We start from the raw sequence: 25,077 nt of genomic DNA, 5'->3' as shown, positions 1-25,077 counted from the left end.
GAAGAGCGGGCAAAGGTTAACCTATGGTCGTGCGGTTGTTTAGCGCTGAACGGAAATGAAATATCGCCAAAAGGACACGAAACTGGATGCGTTTGCGCAATTGAAGGCGCTCAAGAGCTTGCCCAGGCCACTATATGGGCAAGCTTTGGCCTTGCCCAATACTGCGATCGGCCGCCGCCATAGCCATCCGTGGGAGCAATTGTCCTATGCAACCCAGGGGGTCATCGAGGTGATTACTGCAGCGGGGCGGTTTGTCGCGCCCCCTCACCGCGCCATATGGATTCCAGCCGGTGTGCCGCATGGCGTTAAATGCTACAAGGGCACTGAAATCCGCAGCCTGTATATCGACAGCAATCTGATGCCAGCCTCGTCGACCGGCTGCCGGGTAGTGGTGGTCAGCCCCTTGCTTCGTGAGCTGATACGCGCGTTCAGCGCAGCACCGATAGCGTACGATGAACATGGGCCGGATGGGAGGTTGGCCCGTGTGCTGCTGGATCAATTGGCAATCGCGCATGACGCCAAATTGGCGCTGCCCTGGCCCAAGGATTCCCGGTTGCGAAAATTGTGCAGCAGCCTGCAGGCGCAGCCGGCCAACCGCAAATCGTTGTTGAAATTCAGTACTGAGCTGGGTGCGTCCGCCAAGACGCTGAGTCGGCTGTTCCAGCAGCAAACTGGCTTGAGCTTCCGGCAGTGGCGACAGCGTTTGCGTATGCTCAGCGCGTTGCCGATGCTCGAGCGCGGAGATCGGGTTACCGATGTTGCGTTGGCGTGCGGCTACGAAAGCATGTCTGCGTTTGTCGCCGCGTTTGGCGAGCAGATGGGAGTTACGCCCGGCGAGTTTTTTTCAGAGTACCGTTCCTTGCCCGAGTGAGGCGTGGCTTTGCGTTATGATGCCTGAGTCACGCATAGAGGAGCGACGTCATGGCAAAAAAGAATAGTCAGGAACCGGATCCGGACGAAGTCGCACTGATTCAATGGTGTACAGAAGTCGAGGAGTTATTCGTTCAGGCAGGCGCAACACGCAAAGAGGCCCAGCAACATATCGAAGACGAAGCCGACTGGTTTACTGATATGTTTTATGAGGGGCTGACGCCCGCCGAGGTGGCAAAAGCCGCACTGAACTGAACTGCAATCAGCGAGGCTTATGGAACGCATGCGGACGAGAATACTGGCCGACCTATCCGCCGATGCCTATTGCCGTGCCGCGGCATTTCTCGCGGCGCAGGATGAAGACTGGGCACGACATATCGCGGCTATTGGCCCCTGTCGTCATGAGTCCCGACCGGGTAGAGAGCCCTACGAAGCGCTTGTACGCGCTGTTGTCTACCAGCAATTGCATGCTAAAGCGGCCGAGGCCATTCTCGGGAGATTGCTTTCCTTGTACCCCGGCGATACATTCCCGGCTCCGCGACAATTGCTGGCAAGCGATCCTGAGCAGCAGCGCGCCTGCGGCTTGTCCAATGCGAAACTGGCCGCTGTACGTGGTATTGCACAGGCGGCAGAAGAAGGCATAGTGCCGTCGCTGGTCCAGGCCTTGGCCATGACGGATGACACGCTCATCGAGCGCTTGGTTTCTTTGCGTGGCGTCGGACGCTGGACGGTGGAGATGTTCCTGATTTATTCGCTGGAGCGCTCGGATATTTTGCCGGTTGGCGATCTGGGCGTGCGCGAAGGATACCGTCGGCTCAAAGGGTTGGATAAGGCGCCCGCGCCTAAGCAGATGCAGGAAATAGGCCGGGCCTGGAGTCCGCATCGAACCGTAGCCGCCTGGTATTTGTGGCGGCTGCCTGTGTCGACAGGAACGACTGCCCCCATGCCTGGGCAGCGTCGATGACTGGACGAGGTGGCGATATGGACAGCCTGGATAGGCAGCTCAGATATTTTCTCAAGATTGCACAGTTTTCTTCGCTTTCCAAAGCGGCGGAGGAGCTCGACGTAAGCCAGTCAGGGCTGAGCCGTCAGTTGTCCGTGCTCGAAGCGTATCTGGGAAAGCCGATTTTCGCGCGCACGGGGCGCGGGGTTGCACTGACCGGGGCGGGAGAGAAACTGGCCGAAGTTGTAGGGCCGGCATACGACAGCATCGATCAGATTCTGGATACTCTCAGGGAAAGAGAGGGCATTACCGAGGGCAGTCTGCGGATAGCGACTATTCATACACTGAGCTATTACTTTGTCTCAGACCTTCTGGCGCGCTTTATCACGCAGCATGAACGCGTCAATCTGTCAGTCATGGCGCGCAGCTCCCCAGATGTGGTGGACCTTGTGGAAAAAGGCAAAGCCGACATCGGGTTTGTCTACGATTCTGCTGTTGCGTCTGACATGCTGGATTCGGTGGTTCTGCTCGAGGATGAGATGTGCCTTATGGTGCAGGCGGGTCGTTTGTCCGAGGATCTGGTGTTGAATCTTGACGCCTGTCCTTTGCAGCTGGTGGGTTTTCCTGAGCACTATGCGCTGCGGCGCATGCTGAAAAACGCGGGGTTGGACGACAGGGTCGTGGCCGAGGCTGAAACCATTGATTCCATGTTGCGCCTGGTGTCGCTCGGTGTCGGTGCCTGCATCCTGCCGGTATCGATGCCGTCGCGCCTGCTGGCTGATTATGGTTTGGTCAAGGTAGGTCTGGCATCCCCAGGATTGCGCCGCCGCGTCGTTGCGATTGTGCGGTGCGACACGCCAACACCATCGTTGGCACGTGAACTCCTAGAGATGGCTGTGACGCACCGACCCTAAGCAGGGTCGGGTACAGGCTCCGTTTCCGGTACCGAGCCATTTTTTGGCCAGATGGCTGTTTGCCCTCCGGCCTGCATACCTGTTATCACTTTTGCTTCATGGTTCTTTCCGTGGACGCTTCCTAGAATTGACGCATGTCAAGAAAATACCGCCATCCGGCTTTTCGGTCGACGTCGGAGGCTGTTTTTTAAATAGGAAGCCATCAGATGAATGCACCATTGCGATCCAAAGATTATTTCGACAACCGAGCAACCGCGGAGATGCGCCAGCACCTTCGTCCGGTACAGCGCACCGTTCAGGAGACGCTGGCCTATACCTGTAGGATTCTAGCCGCAACAGGCCAGGAAGCGGGTCTTGCTGGCCAGATCAGTGCGAGGTCGGACACGCCCGGCGCCTATTGGACGCTGCGCTTTGGTCTTGGGTTCGATGAGGCGTCAGCAGCGGACTTTATAGAGGTGGGCCCGGACCTCGAGACGTTGCAAGGCGAGGGCATGGCCAACCCGGCAACACGATTTCACCTGTGGGTTTATAAAGAGCGCCCAGACGTTAACGCCATTATTCATGCGCATTCCCCCTGGGTATCCGCATTGGTTGCTGCGCGACAGCCGCTTGTCATCGCTCAGATGGACATGACCCCGTTTCATGACGACTGCGCATTTCTCGCGGATTGGCCGGGCGTTCCCATTGCAGACCAAGAGGGCGTGCTGATCTCAGAGGCATTGGGTCGAAAGCGTTCCATCATTCTTGCGCATCATGGTTATCTGACTACCGGAACCACCGTTGAGGAAGCCACCTATCTGTCTGTTTACCTTGAACGCGCCGCTCGCATGCAAACACGTGCGCGAGTGTATGGCGAACTGACACCCGTGCCGGATGACCTGGCTAAAGAGGCGCATGACTATCTGCTTAAGCCTTCCATCGTCAAAGGGACCTTTGACTATTGGTGCCGCCAGATCGACAGGGATCAACGCCTGTAAATGATCGCAGCATAAGCCACCATGCGGCCAGATTGCATGGTGCAGGGAGCAGGCTGCGCACCGGAAAAGATCATTGGTGAGCGGCCTTCCAGCAATAAGAAAACCAGTCTACGGACCGAGGAGACAGTAGTGAAAACGCAATCCAACAAGCAGGGTGCTGGGACGGGACGCGAACGTTCATCCCCAAAACATTATGTGACGGCCGGTGTTGCCAGCATGATGGGCACGACAATCGAATGGTATGACTTTTTCCTGTATGGCACTGCCGCCGCGCTTATTTTCAACAAGATATTTTTTCCAGCCTTCGATCCACTTACAGGCACGCTGGCTGCATTCGCAACTTATTCCGTAGGGTTTTTTGCTCGTCCTTTGGGCGGGATTGTCTTCGGGCATTTCGGCGATAGGGTAGGACGAAAATCCATGTTGCTGATCACCTTGATGCTGATGGGCATTCCCACCATATTGATAGGCTTGATTCCCTCTTATGACAGCATTGGGTATTGGGCGGCGGTGCTGCTCGTGCTCTGCAGGCTGCTTCAGGGCATCGCGGTGGGCGGAGAGTGGGGAGGCGCTGTATTGATGGCTGTCGAGCATGCGCCGGAGGGCAAAAAGGGATTCTTTGGTAGCCTGCCTCAAGCGGGGGTCGCGCCTGGCCTGATCCTGTCCTCACTGGCCATGGCAGCCGTTGCGGCGCTCCCCGAGGAGGATATGCTGACCTGGGGGTGGAGGATTCCTTTCCTGGCCAGTGTTGTGCTCTTGCTGATCGGATGGTTCATCCGCGTGAAGGTTGCCGAGTCTCCGGACTTCGAAGCGATGCAGCATGCGGGCAAGAAGGCCGACGTACCTTTGAAGGTCGTGCTTACACAGCATCCGCGCAGCGTCTTTGTTGTGATTGGCGCCCGTCTGGCGGAAGTGACATGGTTCTATACAGTGGTGACGTTTGCACTGGCCTACGCAACAGGTACGCTGGGTATTCCCAAAACAGTCGTGCTGGACGCCATTATTTGGGGTGCCTGTGTGGCATTCATTACTATGCCACTTTGCGGGATGCTGGGCGATCGAATCGGACATAAATGGGTGTTCATGATAGGCACAATCGGAATAGGTGTGTTCAGTACCTATTTCTTTGATCTGCTCGCAACCGGAAACGCTTCCATGATTACGCTGGCCATGGTAATTGCCATTGGCGGTGTGTATGCGTCACTGTACGGCCCCGAGGGCAGTCTGTTCTCCCAGCAATTTCCGCCCGAGATCCGTTACAGTGGAATATCACTGGCGGTGCAAGTGTCCGGCGCAATCGGAGGCGGTCTGGCTCCGCTGGTTGCGACGTGGCTGCTGGCTGTTGGGGACGGCAGCCCGCGATATGTTGTCTGGTATCTTTCGGGGCTTGGTATTGTGGCCATGTTCAGCGCCTGGCGCATGCGCTCAAATGACATCGCGGTGAGCGCTCCCGCAACCTTATCCGGTAGCCGTGTATAAAACATCGACTTTCCCCTTCTGCAGTGCGCCGCCAACCGTCAGGCCTATCAGGAAATCGAATTGAGGAATGATTTTTGCTGAACACTTGCCAGAAGAACGCTTTCTGTTGCGGTTATTGCACGCATTTTTACAAGAGGGGATCATCATGTTCAAGCGTAGTTTGTTGGCGGTCGTGGTATCTGGCAGCCTGGCCGCCTGTGTGGCTCCCACGCAGTCCTCAGCCCCCACCACCCCCGGTGTTTGCTCGACCGAGCGCACCAGTTCGATTCAGGGGCATCATATTTCCCCGGAGCTGGAGCAGAAGGCCGAGCAGTTGAGCGGTGCTAGTACCGTTCGCGTCTTGCGGCCTGGGCAGGTGATTACGCGCGAATATCGTGCTGATCGGCTGAATCTGCAGCTTGATTCATACGATGTGGTGGTGCGGGTGCACTGCGGATAAACACGTTCGACATCGCCGGGACGGGCAGCAAACACACTGTGAGCGCCGTCTACAAAATCAGCGGGCGGCTCAGCCGCCCACGATTATTCATTGTCTTCCGGGTGTCAAAGGCGGCAGCCGCCGTGACACCGTTGTCGCCTTGACGATGGCGGTATTGGTCTGCGCGCGATCTGTCAGGGTGTCCAGGATCGCGTCCAGCTGCTCCATGGATTTGACAGCCAGGCGCGCCACGAAGCAGTCTTCTCCTGTCACTTTGTCGCACTCCGTAAATTGCGGTGTTTCTGCGATAAGGCGTTCGACGGCGTGCAACTGACCGGGGAGCGGGCGAATCCGGACGATAGCCTGGAGCAAATAGTTGAAGGCGCGCGGATCAATGGTTACGGTGTATCCCGTGAGCACACCGCGCTCTTCCAGGCGCTTGAGCCGTTCTGCCACGCTGGGCGATGAAAGGCCCGACAGGCGTGACAACGCCTTGAGCGACAGCCGAGCGTCTTTCATTAGCGCGGTTATTAAAACCTGATCGATGTCGTCTGTCATGAATGTCCTTTTATCTGACTAATGAATGTGCTAGGTTGCCTTCGTTAAAAAAGAAAATAGCTGATCCGGCCTAATAATAGCGCTGGAGTGATTGTCGTGAAAGAGCCAAAATACACGCTCTGAAACAGGAGCGATACATCATGGATTACGAAATCCGTAGAGGTTCTTTCGACATGGCGGCTGCCATGTTGGTGTCGGGCACCATAGGCTGGTTCGTACTGATGTCGGGGCAGCCCGTGCTGGATGTCGTATTCTGGCGCTGCGTTTTCGGTGCGCTCACCTTGCTGGCCATTTGCGCGGTCATGGGCATGCTGCGCGCAGATGCCATCAGCTTGGCGGGCTTTGGGTTGGCTGTTGTCAGCGGTGTCGCCATCGTCGGCAACTGGGTGTTGTTGTTCGCGGCCTATTCGCGCGCATCCATCGGCATCGCCACAGCGGTATACAACACGCAGCCTTTCATGCTGGTGGCGCTGGGCGCGCTTTTTTTGGGCGAACGCATTAGTTTGACGAAAATGGCCTGGCTCGCCTTGGCTTTTCTGGGCATGCTTGCCATTACCCAAGATCATGGCTCGCCAGTATACGGCGAGGGTAATTATCTCTTTGGTGTTGTGCTTTCCCTGGGCGCGGCATTCCTGTATGCCGTCGCGGCATTGCTGGTCAAGCGTTTGTCGGGCACGCCTCCCCATCTGATCGCATTGATCCAGGTATGTACCGGCATACTGCTGTTGGCGCCGTTCGCCCACCTCGGCGCTGGCCTGACCTTGCCGGTATCGGCATGGCTGAGTCTCGTCACCCTGGGCGTGCTACATACGGGGCTCATGTATGTCCTTCTTTATAGTGCCATACAGCGCCTGCCCACAGCGCTCACAGGTGCCTTGTCATTCATCTATCCTATCGTCGCTATTCTGGTTGATTGGGCAGCCTTCGGGCAACGGCTGGAATGGTTGCAGTGGCTGGGTGTCGCCCTGATTCTGCTCGCCGCAGGCGCCATGCGGCAGGGTTGGACTTTCTCTTGGTTCAGTCGTCTGACTCGTGCGGCCAGATAGTGTGGCTAGCGGATTTGTTGAGGGGAGGCTATTATTTTCCAAACAATCAGGAGACCACTATGTCCGGCATTTTCGACCAGGATCTACCCCAGACCCCTGCCAACTACGCTGCAATTTCCCCGTTGTCGTTTATCGAGCGCAGCGCCCAAGTCTATCCCGACGCGCTGGCGGTCATCCATGGCCAGGGCCCGTCGGCGCTGCGTCGCAGTTGGTCGGAAGTCTATGGCCGCTGCCGCCGTCTGGCCAGCGCCTTGGCGCAAGAAGGCATAGGAAAAGGCGATACCGTCGCGGTCATGCTGCCCAACACGCCACCCATGGTGGAGGCGCATTTCGGCATCCCTATGCTCGGGGCGGTGCTCAACGCACTGAATACCCGGCTGGATGCCGAAATGATCGCTTTCATGCTGGATCATGGAGAATCCAAGGCGGTTATTGTGGACACAGAGTTTGCGCCGGTCATGCGCAAGGCGCTTGAGCTGCGCAAATCGCCGCATCCCATCATGGTCATTGACGTGGTCGATGCGCTGTATGAAGGAGAGAACGAGTCCATCGGCAGCATTGAGTATGAACAGTTTCTTGCTGCCGGCGATCCCGAGTTCGCCTGGCGTCTGCCCGACGATGAATGGGATGCCATTACACTGAACTACACTAGCGGCACGACCGGCAACCCCAAGGGCGTTGTGTACCACCATCGCGGCGCAGCGACCGCGGCAATTTCCAATATCCTCGAGTGGGACATGCCCAAGCATGCGGTCTACCTGTGGACACTGCCCATGTTTCATTGCAATGGCTGGTGCTTTCCATGGGCTGTGGCGGCCCGCGCCGGTGTCAATGTATGTTTGCGCAAGGTAGAGGCCAAAGCCATTCTTGACGCCATTCGTGTCCACGGCGTCACGCACTACTGTGGCGCGCCCATTGTCCATAGCCTGTTGGTCAATGCGCCCGAATCCATGAAGCAAGGTATCGCGCCCGGCGTAAAAGCGATGGTCGCGGGCGCGGCGCCGCCGGCATCCATGATAGAAGGCATGGAGCGCATGGGTTTCGACCTGTTGCATGTATATGGGCTAACCGAGGTCTATGGCCCGGCGACTGTGTGTGCCAAGCACGCGGCCTGGGACGATCTGGATATTGGCGAGCGCGCCCGCCTCAATTCCCGCCAGGGGGTCACCTATCATCTGGAACGTGGCATCAGCGTCATGAACCCCGAAACAATGCTGCCTGTTCCTGCCGATGGCGAAACGATGGGCGAGATCATGTTCCGTGGCAATATCACCATGAAGGGATACCTGAAAAACCCCAAGGCGACTCAGGAAGCCTTGAGTGGTGGCTGGTTTCACAGCGGTGATCTGGCTGTGATGGATCCTGATGGCTATGTCAAGATCAAGGATCGCAGCAAGGATATTATTATTTCCGGCGGAGAGAACATTTCGTCTATCGAGGTCGAAGACGTGCTGTACCGGCATCCTCACGTCCTGGCTGCGGCCGTTGTGGCGCGGCCGGATGCGCGTTGGGGCGAAACGCCTTGTGCCTTTATCGAACTCAAAGAGGGCTCCCACGCGAGTCCCGAAGAAATCATCGCGCATTGCAAGAAACACCTGGCCAGCTTCAAGGCGCCCAAGACTGTCGTGTTTTGCGAATTGCCCAAGACGTCAACCGGAAAGATCCAGAAGTTCGCCTTGCGCAAGCAGGCCGAGGCGCTGGCAGAGGCTTCGACGCAGTAAATTTTTTTAACTATCTGGAGGATACATGCCCTCGTTTGACGTTGTTTCCGAAGTCGATAAGCATGAGCTCAGCAATGCTGTGGATCAAGCGAATCGTGAGCTTTCTACCCGTTTCGACTTTAAAGGCACGCAGGCCAGCTTCGAGCTCGAAGGTTATGTCGTAACGCAGTCCGCACCCAGCGTATTTCAGCTTAATCAAATGCTGGACATACTGCGGGGGCGCTTGTCTGCGCGCAGCATCGATGTGCGCTGTCTGGACGTCGGGGAGCCGCTGGAGAATCTGTCGGGAGCGCGCCGCAAGGTTACCGTGCGCCAGGGGATAGAGCAGGCAGTTTCCAAAAAACTGATTGCTGCGCTCAAGGCTGACAAACTCAAGGTCGAAGCACAGATAAACGGAGACAAGCTGCGCGTCAGCGGCAAGAAACGCGATGATCTGCAATCGGCGATGGCATTGCTGCGCAAGACAGATGTTGAACTGCCCCTGCAGTTCAACAACTTCAGGGATTAAGCTTTGAGCTTGTAGCCTGTCTTGAATATCCAGCCGACCAATACCACACAGGCCGCCAGGAAAAACAATGTCATTGCCAGGCTTACCATCAGGCTTACGTCGGCAACGCCAAAAAAGCTCCAGCGAAATCCGCTGATCAGATACACGACCGGATTGAGCAGCGTGACTTTTTGCCAGAACGGGGGCAGCATATCTATCGAGTAGAAGCTGCCACCCAGGAAGGTAAGAGGGGTCACGATAAGCAGCGGGACCAGCTGCAGCTTTTCAAAGCCATCGGCCCAGATGCCGATAATGAAGCCGAACAAGCTGAATGTCAGGGCCGTGAGAATAAGGAAGGCCAGCATCCAAACTGGGTGATCTATGCGCAGCGGCACAAAGAACTCGGCCGTAATCAGGATGATGGCTGCAAGGATCAGCGATTTGGTGGCTGCGGCTCCCACATACGCAATAGTGATTTCCAGATAGGACAGCGGTGCGGAGAGAATTTCGTAGATGGTGCCGGTGAATTTCGGAAAATAAATGCCGAAAGAGGCATTGGAAATACTTTGCGTCAGCAGCGACAGCATGACAAGGCCGGGTACGATAAACGCGCCGTAGCTGATGCCGCCGATTTCGGTGATGCGATTGCCAATGGCCGCGCCGAACACGACAAAATACAGCGATGTTGAGATGACCGGCGCAATAATGCTTTGGAGCAGTGTGCGCCAGGTGCGGGCCATTTCGAATACATAGATTGCGCGCATGGCATGAAAGTTCATCTGTCGCTCCGAGAAAGGCCGGTGTTGCTGAGTGCGGTGAAGATGGGATTCAAGATGGGTCTCGCAGGAGGTTGACGAAAATATCTTCCAGCGAACTCTGCGTGGTATGTAGATCGCAAAAGGGCACGTTGGACCGCTCCAGCGCCTGGAATAGCGCGGCAATGTCGTTATGCTCCTGCCGTGCATCGTAGGTAAATGTGATTTCCTTGCCGCCAGGGGCAAGCGTCAACTGGTAGCTGCTCAGCGTATCGGGCAAGGCATCCAGCGGCTGGCGCAATTGCAGGATGAGCTGTTTTTTGCCCAATTTGTGCATGAGCTCGGCCTTGTTTTCGACCAGAATGATTTCCCCGTGGTTGATCACCCCCACGCGATCAGCCATTTCTTCGGCCTCTTCGATGTAGTGGGTGGTCAGGATGATGGTGACGCCGGTTTCGCGAAGCTTGCGAACCAATCCCCACATGTCCTTGCGCAGCGATACATCCACGCCGGCAGTGGGTTCGTCCAGAAACAGTATCTGCGGCTCGTGGGCCAGTGCCTTGGCGATCAGCACACGCCGCTTCATGCCGCCCGACAGGGTGATGAGCTTGTTGTTGCGCTTGTCCCATAGCGAAAGCGAACGCAATACCTTTTCGATATGGGCGGGATTTGGCGATTTGCCAAACAGGCCGCGGCTAAAGCTGACCGTGGCCCAAACGGATTCAAAAGCGTCTGTGGTGAGTTCTTGGGGCACCAGGCCAATTTTGGCTCGTGCGGCCCTGTAGTCCCGGATGATATCGTGCCCATCGGCCACCACTGTGCCCCCCGTGGGGTTGACCAGCCCACAGATGATGCTGATAAGTGTGGTCTTCCCAGCCCCGTTGGGGCCGAGCAATGCAAAGATTTCGCCTCGCTGGATTTCAAGATTGATATTACGAAGCGCCTGGAACCCGGACGCGTAGGTTTTATCCAGGCCGTTGACGGAGATGACTGGCTGCATGGGTGATTTTCCTGTGGCTCTGCGGCACAATAGCATATTCACCATCAGCCATGAAGGCCGCCGTTCCCGCCCGGGGGCCGCGGGGCGTACTACCATGACCACAGCAGCAGGCTTGCGCCACGCAACCCGTGGCGCGCCGAATGAACTCTCTCACGATGCAAACCTTGATGCACTGCTTACGCCGCAACAAATGTCAGCGGCGGATCAGGCCGCCATCGCCGCTGGCCTGAGCGGCGGCGCCTTGATGGAGGCCGCCGGCGCGGCCGTTGCCAACGAGGTTGCGCGCAATTGGCCCCGGTCCTCGGTGTTGATCCTATGTGGTCCAGGCAACAACGGGGGAGACGGCTTCGTCGCGGCCAGGCATTTAAAGGCTGCTGGCTGGTCAGTGCGGCTCGCCTTGTTGGGCGATCGCAATATGCTTTCGGGCGACGCCGCAGAACAGGCTGGACGCTGGCAGGGGCCGATAGAGCCGATATCTGACGCCTTGCTCAAGGGCGTTGATATTGTCATTGATGCCCTGTTCGGGGCAGGGTTGTCGCGCCCGGTTCAAGGAGTCGTAGCAGAGTTGCTCAATGCTGTTGCAAGCCAGGGGCTGCCGGTTTGCGCCATCGATCTACCCAGCGGCGTGAACGGGGCATCCGGCGAGGTCATGGGCGCAGCCTTGCCCGCCCAGCTAACGGTTACTTTTTTTCGCAAGAAACCTGGTCATGTCCTGGAGCCGGGACGCAGTCTTTGCGGGCGGGTATTTGTCGCTCAGATCGGCATCTCGGCGTCAGTCCTGACAGGCATCAAGCCCCTGGTGTACGAAAACAAGCCGCGGCTCTGGCTGCATGCCTATCCGTGGTTACCCGTCGACACACACAAATACAAAAGAGGACACGCGCTGGTCGTAGGGGGCCGTCTCATGACAGGCGCCGCCAGGCTGGCGGCGGTGGCCTGCGCCCGCACAGGCGCAGGGCTGGTCACGATTGCCGCGCCCATGGCCACTTGGGCGGTGTATGCATCCGCCCTTACCAGCGTCATGGTTCATCCCATCAAGGAGAACGGCTCGCTCGAGGACATCCTTGCCGATCCCCGCATCAATGTCGTGGCCATTGGTCCGGGTGCGGGAATATCCGATCTTACTCGCAAGCATGTCTTGCAGGCGCTTGCTGGCGACCGGTCGGTGGTGCTGGATGCAGACGCCATCAGCGTGTTTTCCACGGATGCACAGTCGCTGTTTGGCGCCATTCAGGGGCCTTGCGTGCTCACACCCCACGAAGGCGAGTTCAACCGCATCTTTCCTTCAGAAGGCAGCAAGCTGGACCGTGCGCGCAGCGCTGCTCGTCAGAGCGGGGCGGTCGTTGTGCTCAAGGGGCCTGACACCGTCATTGCCTGCCCGGATGGGCGTGCCGTGATCAATACCAATGCGCCTCCCGAGCTCGCAACGGGCGGAACGGGCGACGTCCTGGCCGGCATGGTTGCGGGTTTGCTGGCGCAGGGCATGGATGCATTTCTGGCTGCTTGCGCAGCCGTGTGGATGCACGGCGAAGCCGCGCGCCTGTTCGGGCCGGGGCTCATTTCCCAAGACCTTCCGCAGATCATTCCGCGCGTGCTTAGGCGCCTGAAACGGCACGCCTGAGGCGGCCACGCGGATACACGCGTTACACTCCTGTTGTTTACCCTATCCTGGCCGGATGCCAGCGAGCGCCGGCCTATCCAGAGATATACACATGTCCGATGTTATTGCACTAGTATTTGATTTCGACGATACGCTCGCCCCAGACAGCACGTCCGGTTTTCTGGCCGATATTGGCGTGGACGTGGAACAATTCTGGGCAAATGATGTAGGCCCCTTGCTGAACGAGCACGACTGGGATCCCGTTCCCGCTTATCTCTACCAGATGATAGAACTCTCGCGCGCGGGAACTCACGGGCCGATCACTCAGGAGCGTTTGCAGGATTGGGGGCGGCGCCTGCCGCTTCATTCAGGGGTAGAAAGCCTTTTCAACCGGTTGCGCACGATGGTTCGCGAACACCACCCGCAGGTCCAGCTTGAGTTTTACCTGATTACAAGCGGCATTGGTGATGTTGCGCGCAGTACTCCGATCGCCCGGGAGTTCACGGACATCTGGGCCTCCGAGTTTGTCTACGAGCCTCGTCAAGGCGGCATCCATTTCCCGCGACGGATCGTCAGCTTTACCGACAAAACCCGTTATCTGTTCCACATCCAGAAGGGCATTATTGGTGTTCATTCGCGCAGCAAGCCTTTCGAGGTCAATCGCAAGGTTCCTCCCGAAAAGCTGCGCGTTCCCTTCGAACAGATGATATTCGTGGGCGATGGCTATACCGATATTCCTTGTTTTTCATTGATACGGCGCTCGGGTGGCGTAGCCTTCGGTGTGTGGGATCCTCGCCACCGCGACAAGCGTAGCAGGGCCTGGGGCTTCATCCAGGAAGGTAGGGTTTCCAACCTGAATCAGGCTCGCTACGATGACGAGGCCGAACTGTATCAATGGCTGGAAGAGGCCGTGGAAAGTCTGGCGGGCCGCATTGCGCTGAACAGTCGGATCTATCGTGGTTGATGGCCGTGTCGCAGCAGAACTTTCCTGATCCACACCCGGCAGAAGGGCAGGGCGGCGAATCGGCGGCTTTTACCGAGAAAGATGCCGCCTTCATGCGACTTGCGCTGGCCCAGGCTGAGCGCGCCCGCGAAGCTGGCGAGGTGCCTGTGGGCGCAGTCATCGTCGACGTGGCTGGCCAAGTAATCGGTCAAGGATATAACCGCACCATTACCGATAACGATCCTACCGCGCACGCGGAGATCGTGGCCTTGCGCCAGGCTGCGGCCGCTGCCGGTAATTATCGGCTTCCCGGCGCTCGCTTGTACGTGACGCTGGAGCCTTGCGTGATGTGTTTGGGGGCCATGATGCACGCAAGGCTGGAGCACGTGATCTTTGGCGCGCAGGATCCCAAAACCGGGGCCTGTGGCGGCGTGGTCAGTCTGCATCACGAGCAGCGGTTGAACCACCATACGCAGGTTGCAGGCGGACTGCTGGCTCAACCGTGCGGCGATATCCTGCGACAGTTCTTTCGCGCGCGCCGCCAGCAGTCGCAAGGCTAGCAGGCACACAAGGCAGGCAAGGCAGGCAAGACAGGCAAGACAGGCAAGACAGGCAAGACAGGCAAGACAGGCAAGACAGGCAAGACAGGGCAAGACAGGCAAGACAGGGCAAGGCAATGCAATGCAAGGCAAGGCAGGCCAGGGCAAGGCAGGCAAGCCAGGCGCCGGCTTTTCCTGCCCACGGCCATAGACATGAAGGGCAGGCCGATTGGTCTTTCCAGGCCTTGTATTACTATACGTCTGTTTTTTTCATTACATTCATTTCAATTGAATCGGGCCATGGCAAGAGCACAGCGCAGTAAACGAGCACAACACGTCGATGAGCATTCTCATGACCATGGCGATGGTATCGATGACGGTAGCGGGCATGTGTCGACGCCCCATGGCGCCCGTCATGCGCATCGTCACACGGCGCCGTCCGGCATTTACCTGATCTCGCCCTCTGGCGCTGTGGCCGATCCCAAAACGCTGGACAAGGCGCGGCTGCGGCTGGCCAAACAGGGGTTTCGCACAGCTGTGGATCGTACCGCGCTGGCCGTACATGAGCGTTTTGCGGGAACAGACAAACAACGGCTTGCTGCCATCACCCGCGCACTCAAGCAGAAGCATCCCATCGTCATGGCCACGCGCGGAGGCTATGGCTTGAGCCGTCTGCTGCCGCTCATAGACTGGGATGCGGTTGCCGAAAGCGGCAAGATTTTTATCGGCCAAAGCGATTTCACTGCCTTCAATCTGGCACTGCTGGCTCGTACCGGCGCCTCCAGTTATGCGGGGCCAACGGCCGTATTTGATTTCGGTGGATCGAAAATGGACGAACTCACCGCTGCGCTGTTTGGCGAAGCGATGCGAGGCGAACTGGAGGTTCTTGGGTTCGAATCGCCGGATTCCGACCCCGTAGACGCGCGCGGCGTGTTGTGGGGGGGCAACCTGGCCATGGTGGCGTCGCTGATCGGCACGCCCTATATGCCTAAGGTGCGTGGTGGTATTTTATTCCTGGAAGATGTCGCGGAGCACCCTTTTCGCGTGGAGCGCATGCTGCTTCAACTGTTCCACGCCGGCATTTTGCAGCGCCAAAAGGCCATTGTGCTTGGCCGCTTTACCGAATACCGTCTCGGCCAGAATGACAATGGCTACGACATGCCTTCGGTCGTCGCGTGGCTGAGAGCCAATGTCGGTGTTCCGGTTGTGACGGGACTGCCATATGGGCATGTCAAGGTCAAGGCCACGCTGCCAGTGGGGCGCAAAGTCGGGATTGCCACGGAACAGGGCATGGCGCATTTGGTGCTGGACGAACACCCCCATTGAACTGCAGGTGCCAGCAGGGTTGCGCGCGGCTTGTTAAACTTATCTGTTTAACTGACTACTTAACGCGAATACATCCCTGTGATCTCCACTGCGAACCTAACCATACAATTCGGTCCCAAACCGCTCTTCGAGAACGTCAGTGTCAAGTTCGGCGAAGGCAATCGCTATGGCTTGATCGGCGCCAACGGATCGGGCAAGTCCACCTTCATGAAAATCATCGGTGGCGACCTGGAGCCCAGTGCAGGCAACGTCTCACTGGAACCAGGTGTGCGTCTGGGCAAGCTGCGCCAGGACCAATTCGCATATGAAGACGAGCGGGTGCTTGATGTCGTGATGATGGGCCACGAGGAAATGTGGCAGGTCATGGCCGAACGGGACGCCATCTACGCCAATCCCGATGCCTCGGAAGAAGACTACATGCGGGCGGCCGACCTTGAGGCCAAGTTTGCCGAATACGACGGCTATACGGCCGAGGCCCGGGCCGGGGAGCTGTTGCTTGGGCTGGAGTTTCCGGTGGAGCAGCACAGCCTGCCCATGAGCGAGATCGCGCCGGGCTGGAAGCTGCGTGTATTGCTGGCACAGGCGCTATTTTCCAATCCGGATGTGCTGCTGCTCGACGAGCCCACCAATAACCTCGATATCAATACGATACGCTGGCTGGAAGACGTGCTCAACGGCTACCAGAGCACAATGATCATCATCAGCCATGATCGGCACTTCCTGAATCAGGTGTGCACACATATGGCCGATCTCGACTATCGGGAACTGCGCATCTATCCCGGCAATTACGACGACTATATGCTGGCGTCGACACAGGCCAGGGAGAGACTGAGCGCCGCCAATGCCAAGGCCAAGGAACGCGTTGCGGAACTGCAGGATTTCGTGCGCCGGTTCTCTGCCAATAAATCCAAGGCGCGCCAGGCTACCTCGCGCCTCAAGCAGATTGATCGCATCAAGGCCGAAGCAGTTGAGGTCAAGCCTTCGTCCCGCCAGAATCCCTATATTCGTTTCGAACAGTCCAAGGTATTGCACCGCCTGGCTGTCACGGTAGAAGCCATTTCCAAGTCTTACGACAAGCCCGTCATCAAGTCTTTCTCCGCCATGATAGAGGCTGGGCAGAAGGTCGCCATTATTGGCGCCAATGGCGTTGGCAAGACTACCTTGCTGCGCATGCTGGCACTTGATCTCCAGCCCGACAGCGGCAGTGTCAAATGGTCCGAGAGCGCCGATCTGGGCTACATGGCGCAAGATGTCTCGGATCAATTCGAGTCCAGCAAAAACCTGTTCGATTGGCTTGCCGATTACCGGCAGGCGGGCGATGATGACCAGGCTATGCGCTCCGTCATGGGCAGGCTGCTGTTTTCAGGCGATGAAATCAGCAAAGAGGTGCGCGTGCTTTCGGGCGGCGAAAAAAACCGCCTGAGTTTCGGGCGCCTGATGCTGGGCCGGCACAACATCATGCTGCTGGACGAACCTACAAACCACCTGGACATGGAGTCGATAGAGTCGCTGCAATTCGCGCTTGAGCTGTACAAGGGTACCTTGGTGTTTGTATCGCACGACCGTGAATTTGTATCAGGGCTGGCTACGCGTGTGATTGAAATCATGCCCGATGGACAAATCCTGGATTACCAAGGCAGCTACGACGACTATCTCTCTTCCAGGGGCATAGCGGCCTGAGGCCGGTGGTGTGACGGGGCTCTATACGCTCGCAGGCCTGGCAACGCACCAGGAGGACATCCGCAAGAGCCGTTTTGTGGCCATGGCGGATGGCGTGCAAACCCCCGAGGATGCCTTGCGGTTCATTGCCACGTATGGTGTCCCAGACGCCACGCACAACTGCTGGGCCTATCGCATAGGGCAGGCGTACCGTTTCAACGATGATGGTGAACCAGGCGGAACGGCGGGGCGGCCCATCCTGCAGGCAATAGAAGGCCTGCAGTGCGATCGGATTGTGGTGTTGGTCGTGCGCTGGTTCGGCGGCATCAAGCTCGGTGCCGGTGGGCTGGTTCGCGCTTATGGCGGTACCGCGGCCCAGTGCCTGCGCCGCGCCGACAAGATAGCAATTGTGGATGAAGTCCTGGTGGATTGCCATTGCGGCTTTGCCGACATGGCCGTGGCGCGTACACGTCTGCTGACACGGGGCGCGCGCCTGGTCGGTGAAACCTTTGATGAGGCTGGCGTCCGGTGGCAGCTCGCTATCGTACGCGATCAGGAACCCGAACTGGCCAGGCTATTCACCAATCTGACGCGGGGTCAGGGCCGGTGGCAGTGCAAGCCGCAAGACTGAGCGATGGTGTCCTGGTCCTGAAAATCTGTACAGGTTTATGCCGACGCCTGGCCAGGGCGTTGATGCGCCATTTGGCTCCGCGCCCGCAGTGAGCGCGTGCATCTACCCGGGTAATTATTGCGGTGGTTGCTCGTCTTCGTCCTTTTGCGCGGCGATTTCTGCATGTACCTTGGCCATGTCCAGGCCTTTGACCTGGGCAATCAATTCGTCCAGCTGGGATGACGAAAGCGCGCCAGCCTGGGAAAACAGCAGTACCTGTTCGCGAAACACCATCAGTGTCGGGATGGAGCGTATGTTCAAGGCAGCGGCGAGTTCCTGCTGCTCCTCGGTATTGACCTTGGCGAAGGTAATATCGCCGTGTTGTTCCGCCGCACTGTCGAAGACTGGCGCAAAGTTGCGGCATGGGCCGCACCAGGGCGCCCAAAAGTCGATGATCAGAGGCTGACCATCTTCTATTGCGGACTGAAAACTGTCTTTGTCGAGATCAATGGTACTCATATATGCCCCTAAAAATAGAAAAAGCGGCCCGCATTAGCCGCTTGTTCTTGATAGTTTGAAACACCAGTGTAGCGTCTTTGAGCAGCTTGTGCAGGCGCCGGGGCGCCTGCCCGATCAATCGGGAAAGAAGGCATATTTGATGACAAACAGCACCGCAACCAGCAGCGTGGCAGAGTGAATTTGACGAAAACGCCCTGTCACCGCCTTGAGCACGACGTAACTGATGAAACCGAAAGCCAAGCCGTTGGCAATGGAATAGGTAAATGGCATGGCAATGGCCGTCAAGGCTGCCGGGGTCGACTCGGTGACGTCGTCCCAGTCGATATGCGTGATTTCGCGCAGCATCAGGCCAGCAACATAGAGGAGGGCTGGCGCAGTGGCGTAGGCAGGTACTGCGCCAGCCAGCGGGGCCAGAAACAGCGACAGCAGAAACAAGATGGCGATGGTCAGCGCGGTCAGCCCGGTGCGTCCGCCGGCCTGGACGCCGGAGGCGCTTTCCACATAAGCGGTTGTGCTGCTGGTACCCAGAAAGGAACCGGCCACGATGGCGGAACTGTCTGCCAGCAGCGCGCGGCCCAGGCGATTGGGCTTGCCTTCCTGGATCAGTCCGGCGCGGGTTGCAACGCCTATCATGGTGCCGGTCGCATCGAAGACCTCGACCAGTACAAACACCAGAATGACATGAACAAAACCCGTGTTCAAGGCGCCCATGATATCGAGCTGCAGAAACGTTGGGGCAAGGCTGGGGGGCGCAGAAAAGATGCCGTAGAATTCGCTGTTGCCGGTAAGAATGGAGAGCACTGTGACGACCAGAATGCCGATAAGTATGGCGCCCCGTATTTTCAGCGCATCCAGCCCCGCGATAATGAAAAAGCCCAGCATGGCAAACAGGGCCGGCGCGGAGGTGAGATCGCCCAGCCCGATTTTGGTGGCTGGATTGGCGACAACAATGCCCGAGCTACCCAAGGCAATGATAGCCAGGAACAGACCAATCCCCGCAGCGATGGCCGAACGCAAGGACTTGGGTATGCCGGCAATCAGCCAGGCACGGATTCCGGTAACCGTCAGAATCACAAATATCACGCCCGAAATAAAGACCGCGCCCAACGCTTGCTGCCAGCTGTAACCCATGCTGCCCACCACCGTGAAGGCAAAGAATGCGTTCAGCCCCATGCCCGGCGCCATGCCAATGGGCCAGTTGGCGAGAAAGGCCATGATCAGCGTGCCCAGCGCCGCGGCAAGGCAGGTGGCGACAAACACGGCGCTCTTGTCCATGCCTGTTGTCGACAGGATGTCAGGATTGACGAAAATAATGTAGGACATGGTCAGGAACGTCGTCAGGCCGGCCAGTATTTCCGTTCTCACAGTCGTTCCGTGCGCTTGCAGCTGGAATAGGCGCTCTAGCATAGGTCTTCCCCGATATTGCATTGATTTTTTCTTGTGTACGTCCGGATAGGGACGCACAGTGGATTCTAAGACGGTTTCGCGGCTGGTTGTAAACTGTGGCAATGAATATTATTGGTTTTGAAAGCTCCTGCGACGAGACCGGTGTCGCCCTGGTCAGTACAGAAAAAGGTCTTCTGTCGCATGCACTGCATACGCAAATCGCCATGCACCGTGAATATGGCGGCGTGGTGCCCGAACTCGCCTCGCGCGATCACATCAGGCGTGTGTTGCCGCTCACCCGGCAGGTGCTGGATGAAGCTGGCCTGACGATGGATCAGATTGATGCCGTTGCCTATACGGCCGGGCCAGGCCTGGCCGGGGCCTTGCTGGTTGGCGCGAGTGTGGCCCAGTCTTTTGCGTGGGCGCGTGACCTGCCGGCCATTCCCATCCACCATCTTGAGGGCCATCTCCTATCGCCGCTGCTGGCGGAGCCCAGGCCACAGTTTCCCTTTGTTGCCTTGCTGGTGTCGGGCGGCCATACACAACTGATGCGGGTCGACGGAGTGGGTGCCTATGAGTTGTTGGGCGAAACGCTCGACGATGCGGCGGGCGAAGCCTTCGACAAAACAGCGAAACTGATGGGGTTGGGCTATCCTGGCGGCCCTGCCTTGTCCAAGTTGGCCGAGCGGGGTGACGCGGCCAGCTTCGATTTGCCTCGTCCCATGCTGCATAGCGGTGATCTGGATTTCAGCTTCAGCGGTCTGAAAACTGCGGTATTGACGCGCCTGAAATCGATCGAGAAGCGCTCGGGTCATCTGGAGCCACAACAACAGGCCGATCTGGCTGCGGCAACCCAAGCCGCCATTGTCGATGTGCTGGCAGAAAAATCACTCAAGGCGATGAAGCGGACTGGCTTCAAGCGCTTGGTCGTGGCGGGGGGCGTCGGCGCGAATCGTCTGTTGCGCGATCGCCTGGTCCTGGCCATGAAGAAAATGGGTGGCGAGGTGTTTTTTCCGCCTCTTGATTTATGTACAGACAATGGCGCGATGATTGCCTATGCGGCGGCTTGTCGGGTGCAGGCTGGCCTGGTGGATCTGGCCAGCGGGGACCACGCCTTTACCGTGCGGCCACGGTGGGATCTGCAGGAGATAAGCCAGGGCAGGGCAGAAGGCGAGGCTCACGCCTGAGCGTGCGACCTTATTTGTGGCGTTCACGCCGGATGGGTTTGGTTTTTTGGGGCGGTGTGTGCTTGTCAGCGGCGCCGCCGATACGGCTTTCTTTTCCTTGCAACAGGCGGCTGATATTGGCTTTGTGGCGGAACAGCAGGATGATGCTGATGGCGGTGATGGCAATCATCAGCGATGGCTCGAGCGGCCATGCCACGTTGCCGCCGAGTACATAGAACAGCGGGGCGAAAATCGCGGCGCAGATGGACGACAACGATGAGTAGCGCATAGCGTACGCGACGATCGCCCAGGTTGCCGCGGTAGCCAGGGCGAGCCACACGTTGATGCCCACCAAGACCCCCAGTGCCGTGGCGACGCCTTTTCCGCCCTTGAAGCCCAGAAATAGCGGGAAAACATGCCCCAGGAAAACAGCGACGGCGCAGAGTGCGACAACCGCCATCGGCAGTTGAGCTTGCTCGCTCAGGCGGTTGGCCAGAAACACCGCCAGCCAGCCTTTTGCAGCGTCGCCCAGCAAAGTAAGCGCTGCGGCTGTTTTGTTGCCTGTCCGCAACACATTGGTGGCGCCCGGGTTGCGTGACCCAAAGCTGCGGGGATCGGCCAGACCCATGGCTCGGCTTACGACCACAGCAAACGGGATAGAGCCGATCAGGTAAGAGGCGGCGATAAGTGCAAGCGCGATGATGATGGACATATTCGAAGTTTTATGAGAGCGTCAATGGGAACTGCGAGTTCCTGGAGGGTGCAGCAGGATTCTAACCAGTGCAACCCAAAATACCAAAACGACCGGGTACAATTCGCTACGTTCGGTTGAGTTTTCCTGGAAGGGCAATGCGCATACTGGTATCCAATGATGATGGCTATAACGCCCCGGGGCTCGAAGCCCTGGTGGGTGCCCTGAAAGGGCTGGGCGATGTCACGGTGGTCGCGCCCGAAACCAATTGCAGCGGGTCTTCGAATTCACTGACGCTGAATAGGCCTTTGTGGGTGAGGCAGGCCAGCAATGGCTTTTACTACGTCAACGGTACGCCGTCCGACTGCGTGCATATCGCACTGACGGGGTTGCTCGATTTTCGCCCGGATCTGGTCGTATCAGGCATCAACAATGGAGCCAACATGGGCGAGGATACCCTGTACTCCGGCACAGTCGCTGCGGCAACCGAAGGCTATCTGTTCGGCATTCCGTCGATTGCGTTTTCGCTGGTACGCAAGGGCTGGGAGCATATCGAATCCGCCGCCGAGATCGCCCGCAAGGTGGTTGAGCGTCAAACCAGCGAACCCCTCACCGGCCATTTTTTGCTGAACGTCAATATTCCCGCCGTACCTGTCCAGGCCATCCAGGAAATTCGCGTAACGCGTCTGGGCAAGCGGCACCCTTCCGAGCCTGTGGTCAAAACCAAAACGCCGTACGGCGATCCTGTCTATTGGATCGGGCCAGTGGGCAGCGTGTCCGATTCGTCGGCCGACACCGATTTTGGTGCCATTGAACAGAACGCGGTTTCCATCACTCCGCTGCGCTTCGATCTTACCCATTACGATCAGCTGGACTTGGTGCGCGACTGGGCGGAGCCCCTATGCGCAAACCCGTAGCACCTTCGCCTTTTGCCACTGGCACTCGCAACCGTTTCGGACATTCCAGGCTGGGCGGCGGCGTGTCTGCAAGCAACAGCAATACACGCATCGTCAAGGCGGGGCAGCTGGAAACAGAAAACAGCAATATTGCGCAGCGCAGCAAACCGACGCGGACAGTGGATGCCGCTTCAGGTGCCCGTCATATCGGTGCAGTCCCGGGAGCGCATCCCCGTCACGGCGCCAGCGCGGTGCGCCAGGCGGTTCAAGGCGTTACAAGCCGCGCCGCTGGCAATCTCGGGCTCAATTCCGACCGCCTGCGCGCCAGCATGATCGAGCGGCTGCGCAGGCAAGGCATTCAGGATGAGCGCGTGCTCAACGCCATGCAGGCGGTTCCACGTCACATTTTTGTAGACGAAGGGCTTGCCAGCCGCGCCTACGAAGATGCCGCATTGCCTATCGGGCATGGCCAGACGATCTCCCAACCGTGGGTGGTGGCGCGCATGATCGCCGCCGTGTGCGAAAATCGAGTTCCGGTTAAAGTACTGGAAGTGGGTGCGGGTTGCGGCTACCAAACAGCCGTACTCGCCCAGTTTGTCAAAGAGGTCCATGCTATCGAACGTATTCGGGGGCTCTACGAACCAGCTCGCGATCGTCTCAGGGCGCTCAGGCTCATGGCGCGTGTGCGGCTGATATACGGAGATGGCATGGCAGGATTACCCGGCGTGGCACCTTTCGACGCGATCGTCGTTGCTGCTGCTGGTATTAAAATTCCCCAAGGATTGCTGGAACAGCTTGCCATTGGGGGCCGTTTGATTGCTCCAGAAGGCACGACGGCACAACGATTGATTCTTATCGAGCGTACGGGCGCTGCCAATTGGCGCCGTGTTGAGCTCGAGTCAGTGCGTTTTGTGCCGCTGCGCTCTGGGGTACAGCCGTACTAAGAACAGGAGAGCCTTATGCACGCGGAGACTGCAACGTCTGACGTGACTTTGACATTAAATAACAATTCCAGGCCGGCATTACGCAGTCTTGCGCTGGTCGTTTTGGTTTCTGCGGCGCTGCTGGCAGGATGCGCCTCCAAGACGCGTGCACCGATCACCGACCTGTCTGACGGCCAAGCCGGCGCTTCGCAGGCGGCCACGGGCGCCATGTATACCGTACAGCCGGGCGATACGCTGTACAAGATCGCTACCGCCAACAACATGGACGTTGGCGAGCTGGCTCGGTTGAACAATATCGGCAATAGCAACGTGCTGCGTGTCGGTCAGCAGCTTCGTCTGGACAGCGCTGGCCCTGCGCCCACCGCCCCGGCCCCCGCGCCGGATAGTGGCACCGCCACGCCGCTGCCGGTCACCCCTGTGACGCCGGCCGAACCGACCGCGACCGCCCGGGCCAGCGACTCCAATCTGATCAGTTGGGGTTGGCCTGCGTCCGGAGATATCATCCAAAGTTTCAACACCAACACCAAAGGCATAGATATTTCAGGGACTATCGGCAATCCGGTCTATGCCGCTGCCGATGGCAATGTGATGTATGCCGGCAACGGTGTTCGTGGCTTGGGCAATCTCATTCTGCTCGGCCATGGCGACGGGTTCGTAACCGCCTACGCGCACAATGACCAGTTGCTGGTCAAAACGGGGCAACAGGTCAAGAAAGGCGACAAGATCGCAGCCCTGGGGCAAACGGACACCAGTTCCCCACGATTGCACTTCGAGATTCGCCGTCGCGGTACGCCGGTCAACCCGCTTTCCTACCTGCCTACCCGATGACGCCGGTTCTGGTCTTTGATCTCGAAACCATACCTGACGCAGACGGCCTGCGCCGGTTGAACCCCCAATGGGGGCCGGACATGTCCGATACCGAGATTATCGAGGCGGCGATTGCTGCGCGCCTCGAATCGCATGGGAACGACTTTTTGCCCTTGCATCTGCATAAGGTCGCGGTCGTCGGCTGTGTTTTTCGCGACGATCAGGGGTTTCGGGTCAAGACACTGGGCAGCGCGGATGATCCCGAACCTGTACTGCTTTCGGGTTTTTTCAAGACCATAGAGCGCTACACGCCCAGGCTCGTCAGCTGGAATGGATCCGGCTTCGACCTGCCTGTGTTGCATTATCGCAGTCTCATTCACGGCATTCCCGCGCCCCGGTATTGGGATATGGGTGAAGATGACCGCGACTTCAAGTTCAACAACTACATCAGCCGATACCATAATCGCCATGTCGATCTGATGGATGTACTAGCCAAATACAACGGGCGCGCCAACGCACCGATGGACGATCTGGCCAAACTGTGTGGCTTTCCGGGCAAGCTTGGCATGGATGGAGGCCAGGTGTGGCGGGCCTGGTCAGAAGGCAAGGCAGACGAGGTCCGGGCGTATTGCGAAACCGATGTGGTCAATACGTGGTTGGTCTATTGCCGGTTCCGCCTGTTGCGCGGTGAGCTCGATCGTGTTGCCTACGAGTCCGAGGTCGCTTTGGTGCGGGACACGCTGCGGGATAGCGATGCGGCGCATTGGCAAGAATACCTGGCGGCGTGGGATAACCTCCCTTCTGCAATCAGCTGAAAGAAATC

27 protein-coding genes are annotated in these 25,077 nt (G+C 58.1%); 21 read left to right on the top strand and 6 right to left on the bottom strand.

All coding sequences use genetic code 11. From position 1 onward, the window contains the following. Nucleotides 1-55: 55 nt before the first annotated feature. The 7 genes from ERE07_RS13885 (at nt 56) to ERE07_RS13855 (ending at nt 5,622) form a co-directional block, all read left to right on the top strand. Nucleotides 56-871: an AraC family transcriptional regulator gene (locus ERE07_RS13885; protein WP_209021150.1), complete on the top strand. Its 816-nt coding sequence runs from the start codon at nt 56-58 to the stop codon at nt 869-871. Nucleotides 872-921: 50 nt separating this feature from the next. Next, on the top strand, nt 922-1,125 hold the full coding sequence (locus ERE07_RS13880; RefSeq protein WP_130009625.1) for a hypothetical protein: 204 nt from the start codon (nt 922-924) through the stop codon (nt 1,123-1,125). Between the two features lie 28 nt (nt 1,126-1,153). Beyond that, a complete protein-coding gene (locus tag ERE07_RS13875; protein ID WP_130009624.1) occupies nt 1,154-1,834 on the top strand; it encodes a DNA-3-methyladenine glycosylase family protein in 681 nt (226 codons plus the stop codon). Next, nucleotides 1,831-2,727, top strand: coding sequence for a LysR family transcriptional regulator (locus tag ERE07_RS13870; RefSeq protein WP_245153711.1), 897 nt, complete (start codon nt 1,831-1,833; stop codon nt 2,725-2,727). Before ERE07_RS13875 ends, ERE07_RS13870 begins: the two co-directional genes overlap by 4 nt. A 206-nt stretch (nt 2,728-2,933) precedes the next feature. After that, nucleotides 2,934-3,704 (top strand): aldolase, encoded by a 771-nt coding sequence (locus ERE07_RS13865; protein ID WP_130009623.1) that lies wholly within the window; start codon nt 2,934-2,936, stop codon nt 3,702-3,704. 216 nt (nt 3,705-3,920) lie between these two features. Beyond that, complete coding sequence (locus ERE07_RS13860; RefSeq protein ID WP_130009675.1) at nt 3,921-5,183, top strand: MFS transporter; 1,263 nt, start codon at nt 3,921-3,923, stop codon at nt 5,181-5,183. Between the two features lie 145 nt (nt 5,184-5,328). Then, nucleotides 5,329-5,622 (top strand): I78 family peptidase inhibitor, encoded by a 294-nt coding sequence (locus tag ERE07_RS13855; protein ID WP_130009622.1) that lies wholly within the window; start codon nt 5,329-5,331, stop codon nt 5,620-5,622. Nucleotides 5,623-5,709: 87 nt separating this feature from the next. Here the strand turns inward: ERE07_RS13855 and ERE07_RS13850 are convergent, their stop codons facing one another. Continuing rightward, complete coding sequence (locus tag ERE07_RS13850; RefSeq protein WP_130009621.1) at nt 5,710-6,159, bottom strand: Lrp/AsnC family transcriptional regulator; 450 nt, start codon at nt 6,157-6,159, stop codon at nt 5,710-5,712. A gap of 140 nt (nt 6,160-6,299) precedes the next feature. Here ERE07_RS13850 and ERE07_RS13845 point away from each other — a divergent pair, with 140 nt between their 5' ends. The 3 genes from ERE07_RS13845 to ERE07_RS13835 are packed head-to-tail and all read left to right on the top strand — an operon-like array spanning nt 6,300 to nt 9,434. After that, nucleotides 6,300-7,205, top strand: coding sequence for a DMT family transporter (locus ERE07_RS13845; protein ID WP_130009620.1), 906 nt, complete (start codon nt 6,300-6,302; stop codon nt 7,203-7,205). Nucleotides 7,206-7,264: 59 nt separating this feature from the next. Further along, nucleotides 7,265-8,926 carry an acyl-CoA synthetase gene (locus ERE07_RS13840; protein ID WP_130009619.1) on the top strand — a complete coding sequence of 554 codons (1,662 nt, stop codon included), beginning with the start codon at nt 7,265-7,267 and terminating at the stop codon, nt 8,924-8,926. A 25-nt stretch (nt 8,927-8,951) separates the two neighbouring features. Continuing rightward, the gene (locus ERE07_RS13835) at nt 8,952-9,434 is read left to right on the top strand and encodes a YajQ family cyclic di-GMP-binding protein (RefSeq protein WP_130009618.1); all 483 of its coding nucleotides are present in this window, start codon (nt 8,952-8,954) and stop codon (nt 9,432-9,434) included. Here the strand turns inward: ERE07_RS13835 and ERE07_RS13830 are convergent. Both ERE07_RS13830 and ERE07_RS13825 read right to left on the bottom strand, forming a co-directional pair. Beyond that, nucleotides 9,431-10,192, bottom strand: coding sequence for an ABC transporter permease (locus ERE07_RS13830; protein WP_130009617.1), 762 nt, complete (start codon nt 10,190-10,192; stop codon nt 9,431-9,433). The genes ERE07_RS13835 and ERE07_RS13830 overlap by 4 nt on opposite strands. Nucleotides 10,193-10,241: 49 nt before the next feature. Next, complete coding sequence (locus tag ERE07_RS13825) at nt 10,242-11,168, bottom strand: ABC transporter ATP-binding protein (RefSeq protein ID WP_130009616.1); 927 nt, start codon at nt 11,166-11,168, stop codon at nt 10,242-10,244. 94 nt (nt 11,169-11,262) lie between these two features. Between ERE07_RS13825 and ERE07_RS13820 the strand changes: the two genes are divergently transcribed. The 6 genes from ERE07_RS13820 to ERE07_RS13795 all read left to right on the top strand — a co-directional run bounded on the left by ERE07_RS13820 (nt 11,263) and on the right by ERE07_RS13795 (nt 17,866). After that, nucleotides 11,263-12,789: an NAD(P)H-hydrate dehydratase gene (locus ERE07_RS13820; protein WP_130009615.1), complete on the top strand. Its 1,527-nt coding sequence runs from the start codon at nt 11,263-11,265 to the stop codon at nt 12,787-12,789. 91 nt (nt 12,790-12,880) lie between these two features. Beyond that, nucleotides 12,881-13,732: an HAD family hydrolase gene (locus ERE07_RS13815; RefSeq protein ID WP_130009614.1), complete on the top strand. Its 852-nt coding sequence runs from the start codon at nt 12,881-12,883 to the stop codon at nt 13,730-13,732. Beyond that, nucleotides 13,732-14,271 (top strand): tRNA adenosine(34) deaminase TadA, encoded by a 540-nt coding sequence (tadA, locus tag ERE07_RS13810; protein WP_130009613.1) that lies wholly within the window; start codon nt 13,732-13,734, stop codon nt 14,269-14,271. Before ERE07_RS13815 ends, tadA begins: the two co-directional genes overlap by 1 nt. A gap of 279 nt (nt 14,272-14,550) precedes the next feature. After that, nucleotides 14,551-15,576, top strand: coding sequence for an LD-carboxypeptidase (locus ERE07_RS13805; RefSeq protein ID WP_130009612.1), 1,026 nt, complete (start codon nt 14,551-14,553; stop codon nt 15,574-15,576). Nucleotides 15,577-15,654: 78 nt separating this feature from the next. Further along, a complete protein-coding gene (locus tag ERE07_RS13800) occupies nt 15,655-17,256 on the top strand; it encodes an ABC-F family ATPase (protein ID WP_130009611.1) in 1,602 nt (533 codons plus the stop codon). Nucleotides 17,257-17,266: 10 nt separating this feature from the next. After that, nucleotides 17,267-17,866 carry an IMPACT family protein gene (locus tag ERE07_RS13795; protein ID WP_245153710.1) on the top strand — a complete coding sequence of 200 codons (600 nt, stop codon included), beginning with the start codon at nt 17,267-17,269 and terminating at the stop codon, nt 17,864-17,866. 114 nt (nt 17,867-17,980) lie between these two features. Here ERE07_RS13795 and trxA read toward each other — a convergent pair whose 3' ends face one another. Together trxA and ERE07_RS13785 are read right to left on the bottom strand one after the other, a co-directional pair. Continuing rightward, nucleotides 17,981-18,364 carry a thioredoxin gene (gene trxA, locus ERE07_RS13790; protein WP_130009610.1) on the bottom strand — a complete coding sequence of 128 codons (384 nt, stop codon included), beginning with the start codon at nt 18,362-18,364 and terminating at the stop codon, nt 17,981-17,983. 114 nt (nt 18,365-18,478) lie between these two features. Then, nucleotides 18,479-19,771 (bottom strand): NCS2 family permease, encoded by a 1,293-nt coding sequence (locus ERE07_RS13785; RefSeq protein WP_130009609.1) that lies wholly within the window; start codon nt 19,769-19,771, stop codon nt 18,479-18,481. 101 nt (nt 19,772-19,872) lie between these two features. Between ERE07_RS13785 and tsaD the strand changes: the two genes are divergently transcribed. Continuing rightward, nucleotides 19,873-20,937: a tRNA (adenosine(37)-N6)-threonylcarbamoyltransferase complex transferase subunit TsaD gene (gene tsaD, locus ERE07_RS13780; RefSeq protein WP_130009608.1), complete on the top strand. Its 1,065-nt coding sequence runs from the start codon at nt 19,873-19,875 to the stop codon at nt 20,935-20,937. Between the two features lie 10 nt (nt 20,938-20,947). Here tsaD and plsY read toward each other — a convergent pair whose 3' ends face one another. Continuing rightward, nucleotides 20,948-21,628, bottom strand: a complete 681-nt coding sequence (gene plsY, locus ERE07_RS13775) for a glycerol-3-phosphate 1-O-acyltransferase PlsY (protein ID WP_130009607.1) — start codon at nt 21,626-21,628, stop codon at nt 20,948-20,950. 137 nt (nt 21,629-21,765) lie between these two features. Between plsY and surE the strand changes: the two genes are divergently transcribed. The 4 genes from surE (at nt 21,766) to ERE07_RS13750 (ending at nt 25,069) form a co-directional block, all read left to right on the top strand. Then, complete coding sequence (gene surE, locus ERE07_RS13770) at nt 21,766-22,524, top strand: 5'/3'-nucleotidase SurE (protein ID WP_130009606.1); 759 nt, start codon at nt 21,766-21,768, stop codon at nt 22,522-22,524. A gap of 230 nt (nt 22,525-22,754) precedes the next feature. After that, complete coding sequence (locus tag ERE07_RS13760; protein ID WP_342366246.1) at nt 22,755-23,447, top strand: protein-L-isoaspartate(D-aspartate) O-methyltransferase; 693 nt, start codon at nt 22,755-22,757, stop codon at nt 23,445-23,447. Nucleotides 23,448-23,462: 15 nt separating this feature from the next. Continuing rightward, the gene (locus tag ERE07_RS13755) at nt 23,463-24,275 is read left to right on the top strand and encodes a peptidoglycan DD-metalloendopeptidase family protein (RefSeq protein ID WP_130009605.1); all 813 of its coding nucleotides are present in this window, start codon (nt 23,463-23,465) and stop codon (nt 24,273-24,275) included. Beyond that, nucleotides 24,272-25,069, top strand: coding sequence for a 3'-5' exonuclease (locus tag ERE07_RS13750; protein ID WP_130009604.1), 798 nt, complete (start codon nt 24,272-24,274; stop codon nt 25,067-25,069). The genes ERE07_RS13755 and ERE07_RS13750 overlap by 4 nt, the downstream gene beginning before the upstream one ends. Nucleotides 25,070-25,077 lie beyond the last annotated feature (8 nt).

It is taken from the genome of Allopusillimonas ginsengisoli (assembly GCF_004153455.1).
GTDB lineage: Bacteria > Pseudomonadota > Gammaproteobacteria > Burkholderiales > Burkholderiaceae_B > Allopusillimonas > Allopusillimonas ginsengisoli.
This window is presented reverse-complemented; position numbering and strand designations above follow the sequence as displayed.

Excerpts from the sequence above, each read along its gene's own strand:
- ERE07_RS13840 (WP_130009619.1), top strand. The coding sequence starts at position 7,265 with ATGTCCGGCATTTTCGACCAGGATCTACCCCAGACCCCTGCCAACTAC.
- ERE07_RS13805 (WP_130009612.1), top strand. The coding sequence starts at position 14,551 with ATGGCAAGAGCACAGCGCAGTAAACGAGCACAACACGTCGATGAGCAT.
- ERE07_RS13755 (WP_130009605.1), top strand. The coding sequence starts at position 23,463 with ATGCACGCGGAGACTGCAACGTCTGACGTGACTTTGACATTAAATAAC.
- ERE07_RS13820 (WP_130009615.1), top strand. The coding sequence starts at position 11,263 with ATGACCACAGCAGCAGGCTTGCGCCACGCAACCCGTGGCGCGCCGAAT.
- surE (WP_130009606.1), top strand. The coding sequence starts at position 21,766 with ATGCGCATACTGGTATCCAATGATGATGGCTATAACGCCCCGGGGCTC.
- ERE07_RS13835 (WP_130009618.1), top strand. The coding sequence starts at position 8,952 with ATGCCCTCGTTTGACGTTGTTTCCGAAGTCGATAAGCATGAGCTCAGC.
- ERE07_RS13825 (WP_130009616.1), bottom strand. The coding sequence starts at position 11,168 with ATGCAGCCAGTCATCTCCGTCAACGGCCTGGATAAAACCTACGCGTCC.
- trxA (WP_130009610.1), bottom strand. The coding sequence starts at position 18,364 with ATGAGTACCATTGATCTCGACAAAGACAGTTTTCAGTCCGCAATAGAA.
- ERE07_RS13850 (WP_130009621.1), bottom strand. The coding sequence starts at position 6,159 with ATGACAGACGACATCGATCAGGTTTTAATAACCGCGCTAATGAAAGAC.
- ERE07_RS13875 (WP_130009624.1), top strand. The coding sequence starts at position 1,154 with ATGCGGACGAGAATACTGGCCGACCTATCCGCCGATGCCTATTGCCGT.
- ERE07_RS13785 (WP_130009609.1), bottom strand. The coding sequence starts at position 19,771 with ATGCTAGAGCGCCTATTCCAGCTGCAAGCGCACGGAACGACTGTGAGA.
- ERE07_RS13885 (WP_209021150.1), top strand. The coding sequence starts at position 56 with ATGAAATATCGCCAAAAGGACACGAAACTGGATGCGTTTGCGCAATTG.
- ERE07_RS13855 (WP_130009622.1), top strand. The coding sequence starts at position 5,329 with ATGTTCAAGCGTAGTTTGTTGGCGGTCGTGGTATCTGGCAGCCTGGCC.
- tadA (WP_130009613.1), top strand. The coding sequence starts at position 13,732 with ATGGCCGTGTCGCAGCAGAACTTTCCTGATCCACACCCGGCAGAAGGG.
- ERE07_RS13830 (WP_130009617.1), bottom strand. The coding sequence starts at position 10,192 with ATGAACTTTCATGCCATGCGCGCAATCTATGTATTCGAAATGGCCCGC.
- ERE07_RS13860 (WP_130009675.1), top strand. The coding sequence starts at position 3,921 with ATGATGGGCACGACAATCGAATGGTATGACTTTTTCCTGTATGGCACT.
- ERE07_RS13880 (WP_130009625.1), top strand. The coding sequence starts at position 922 with ATGGCAAAAAAGAATAGTCAGGAACCGGATCCGGACGAAGTCGCACTG.
- ERE07_RS13815 (WP_130009614.1), top strand. The coding sequence starts at position 12,881 with ATGTCCGATGTTATTGCACTAGTATTTGATTTCGACGATACGCTCGCC.
- ERE07_RS13845 (WP_130009620.1), top strand. The coding sequence starts at position 6,300 with ATGGATTACGAAATCCGTAGAGGTTCTTTCGACATGGCGGCTGCCATG.
- plsY (WP_130009607.1), bottom strand. The coding sequence starts at position 21,628 with ATGTCCATCATCATCGCGCTTGCACTTATCGCCGCCTCTTACCTGATC.
- ERE07_RS13750 (WP_130009604.1), top strand. The coding sequence starts at position 24,272 with ATGACGCCGGTTCTGGTCTTTGATCTCGAAACCATACCTGACGCAGAC.
- tsaD (WP_130009608.1), top strand. The coding sequence starts at position 19,873 with ATGAATATTATTGGTTTTGAAAGCTCCTGCGACGAGACCGGTGTCGCC.
- ERE07_RS13865 (WP_130009623.1), top strand. The coding sequence starts at position 2,934 with ATGAATGCACCATTGCGATCCAAAGATTATTTCGACAACCGAGCAACC.
- ERE07_RS13870 (WP_245153711.1), top strand. The coding sequence starts at position 1,831 with ATGACTGGACGAGGTGGCGATATGGACAGCCTGGATAGGCAGCTCAGA.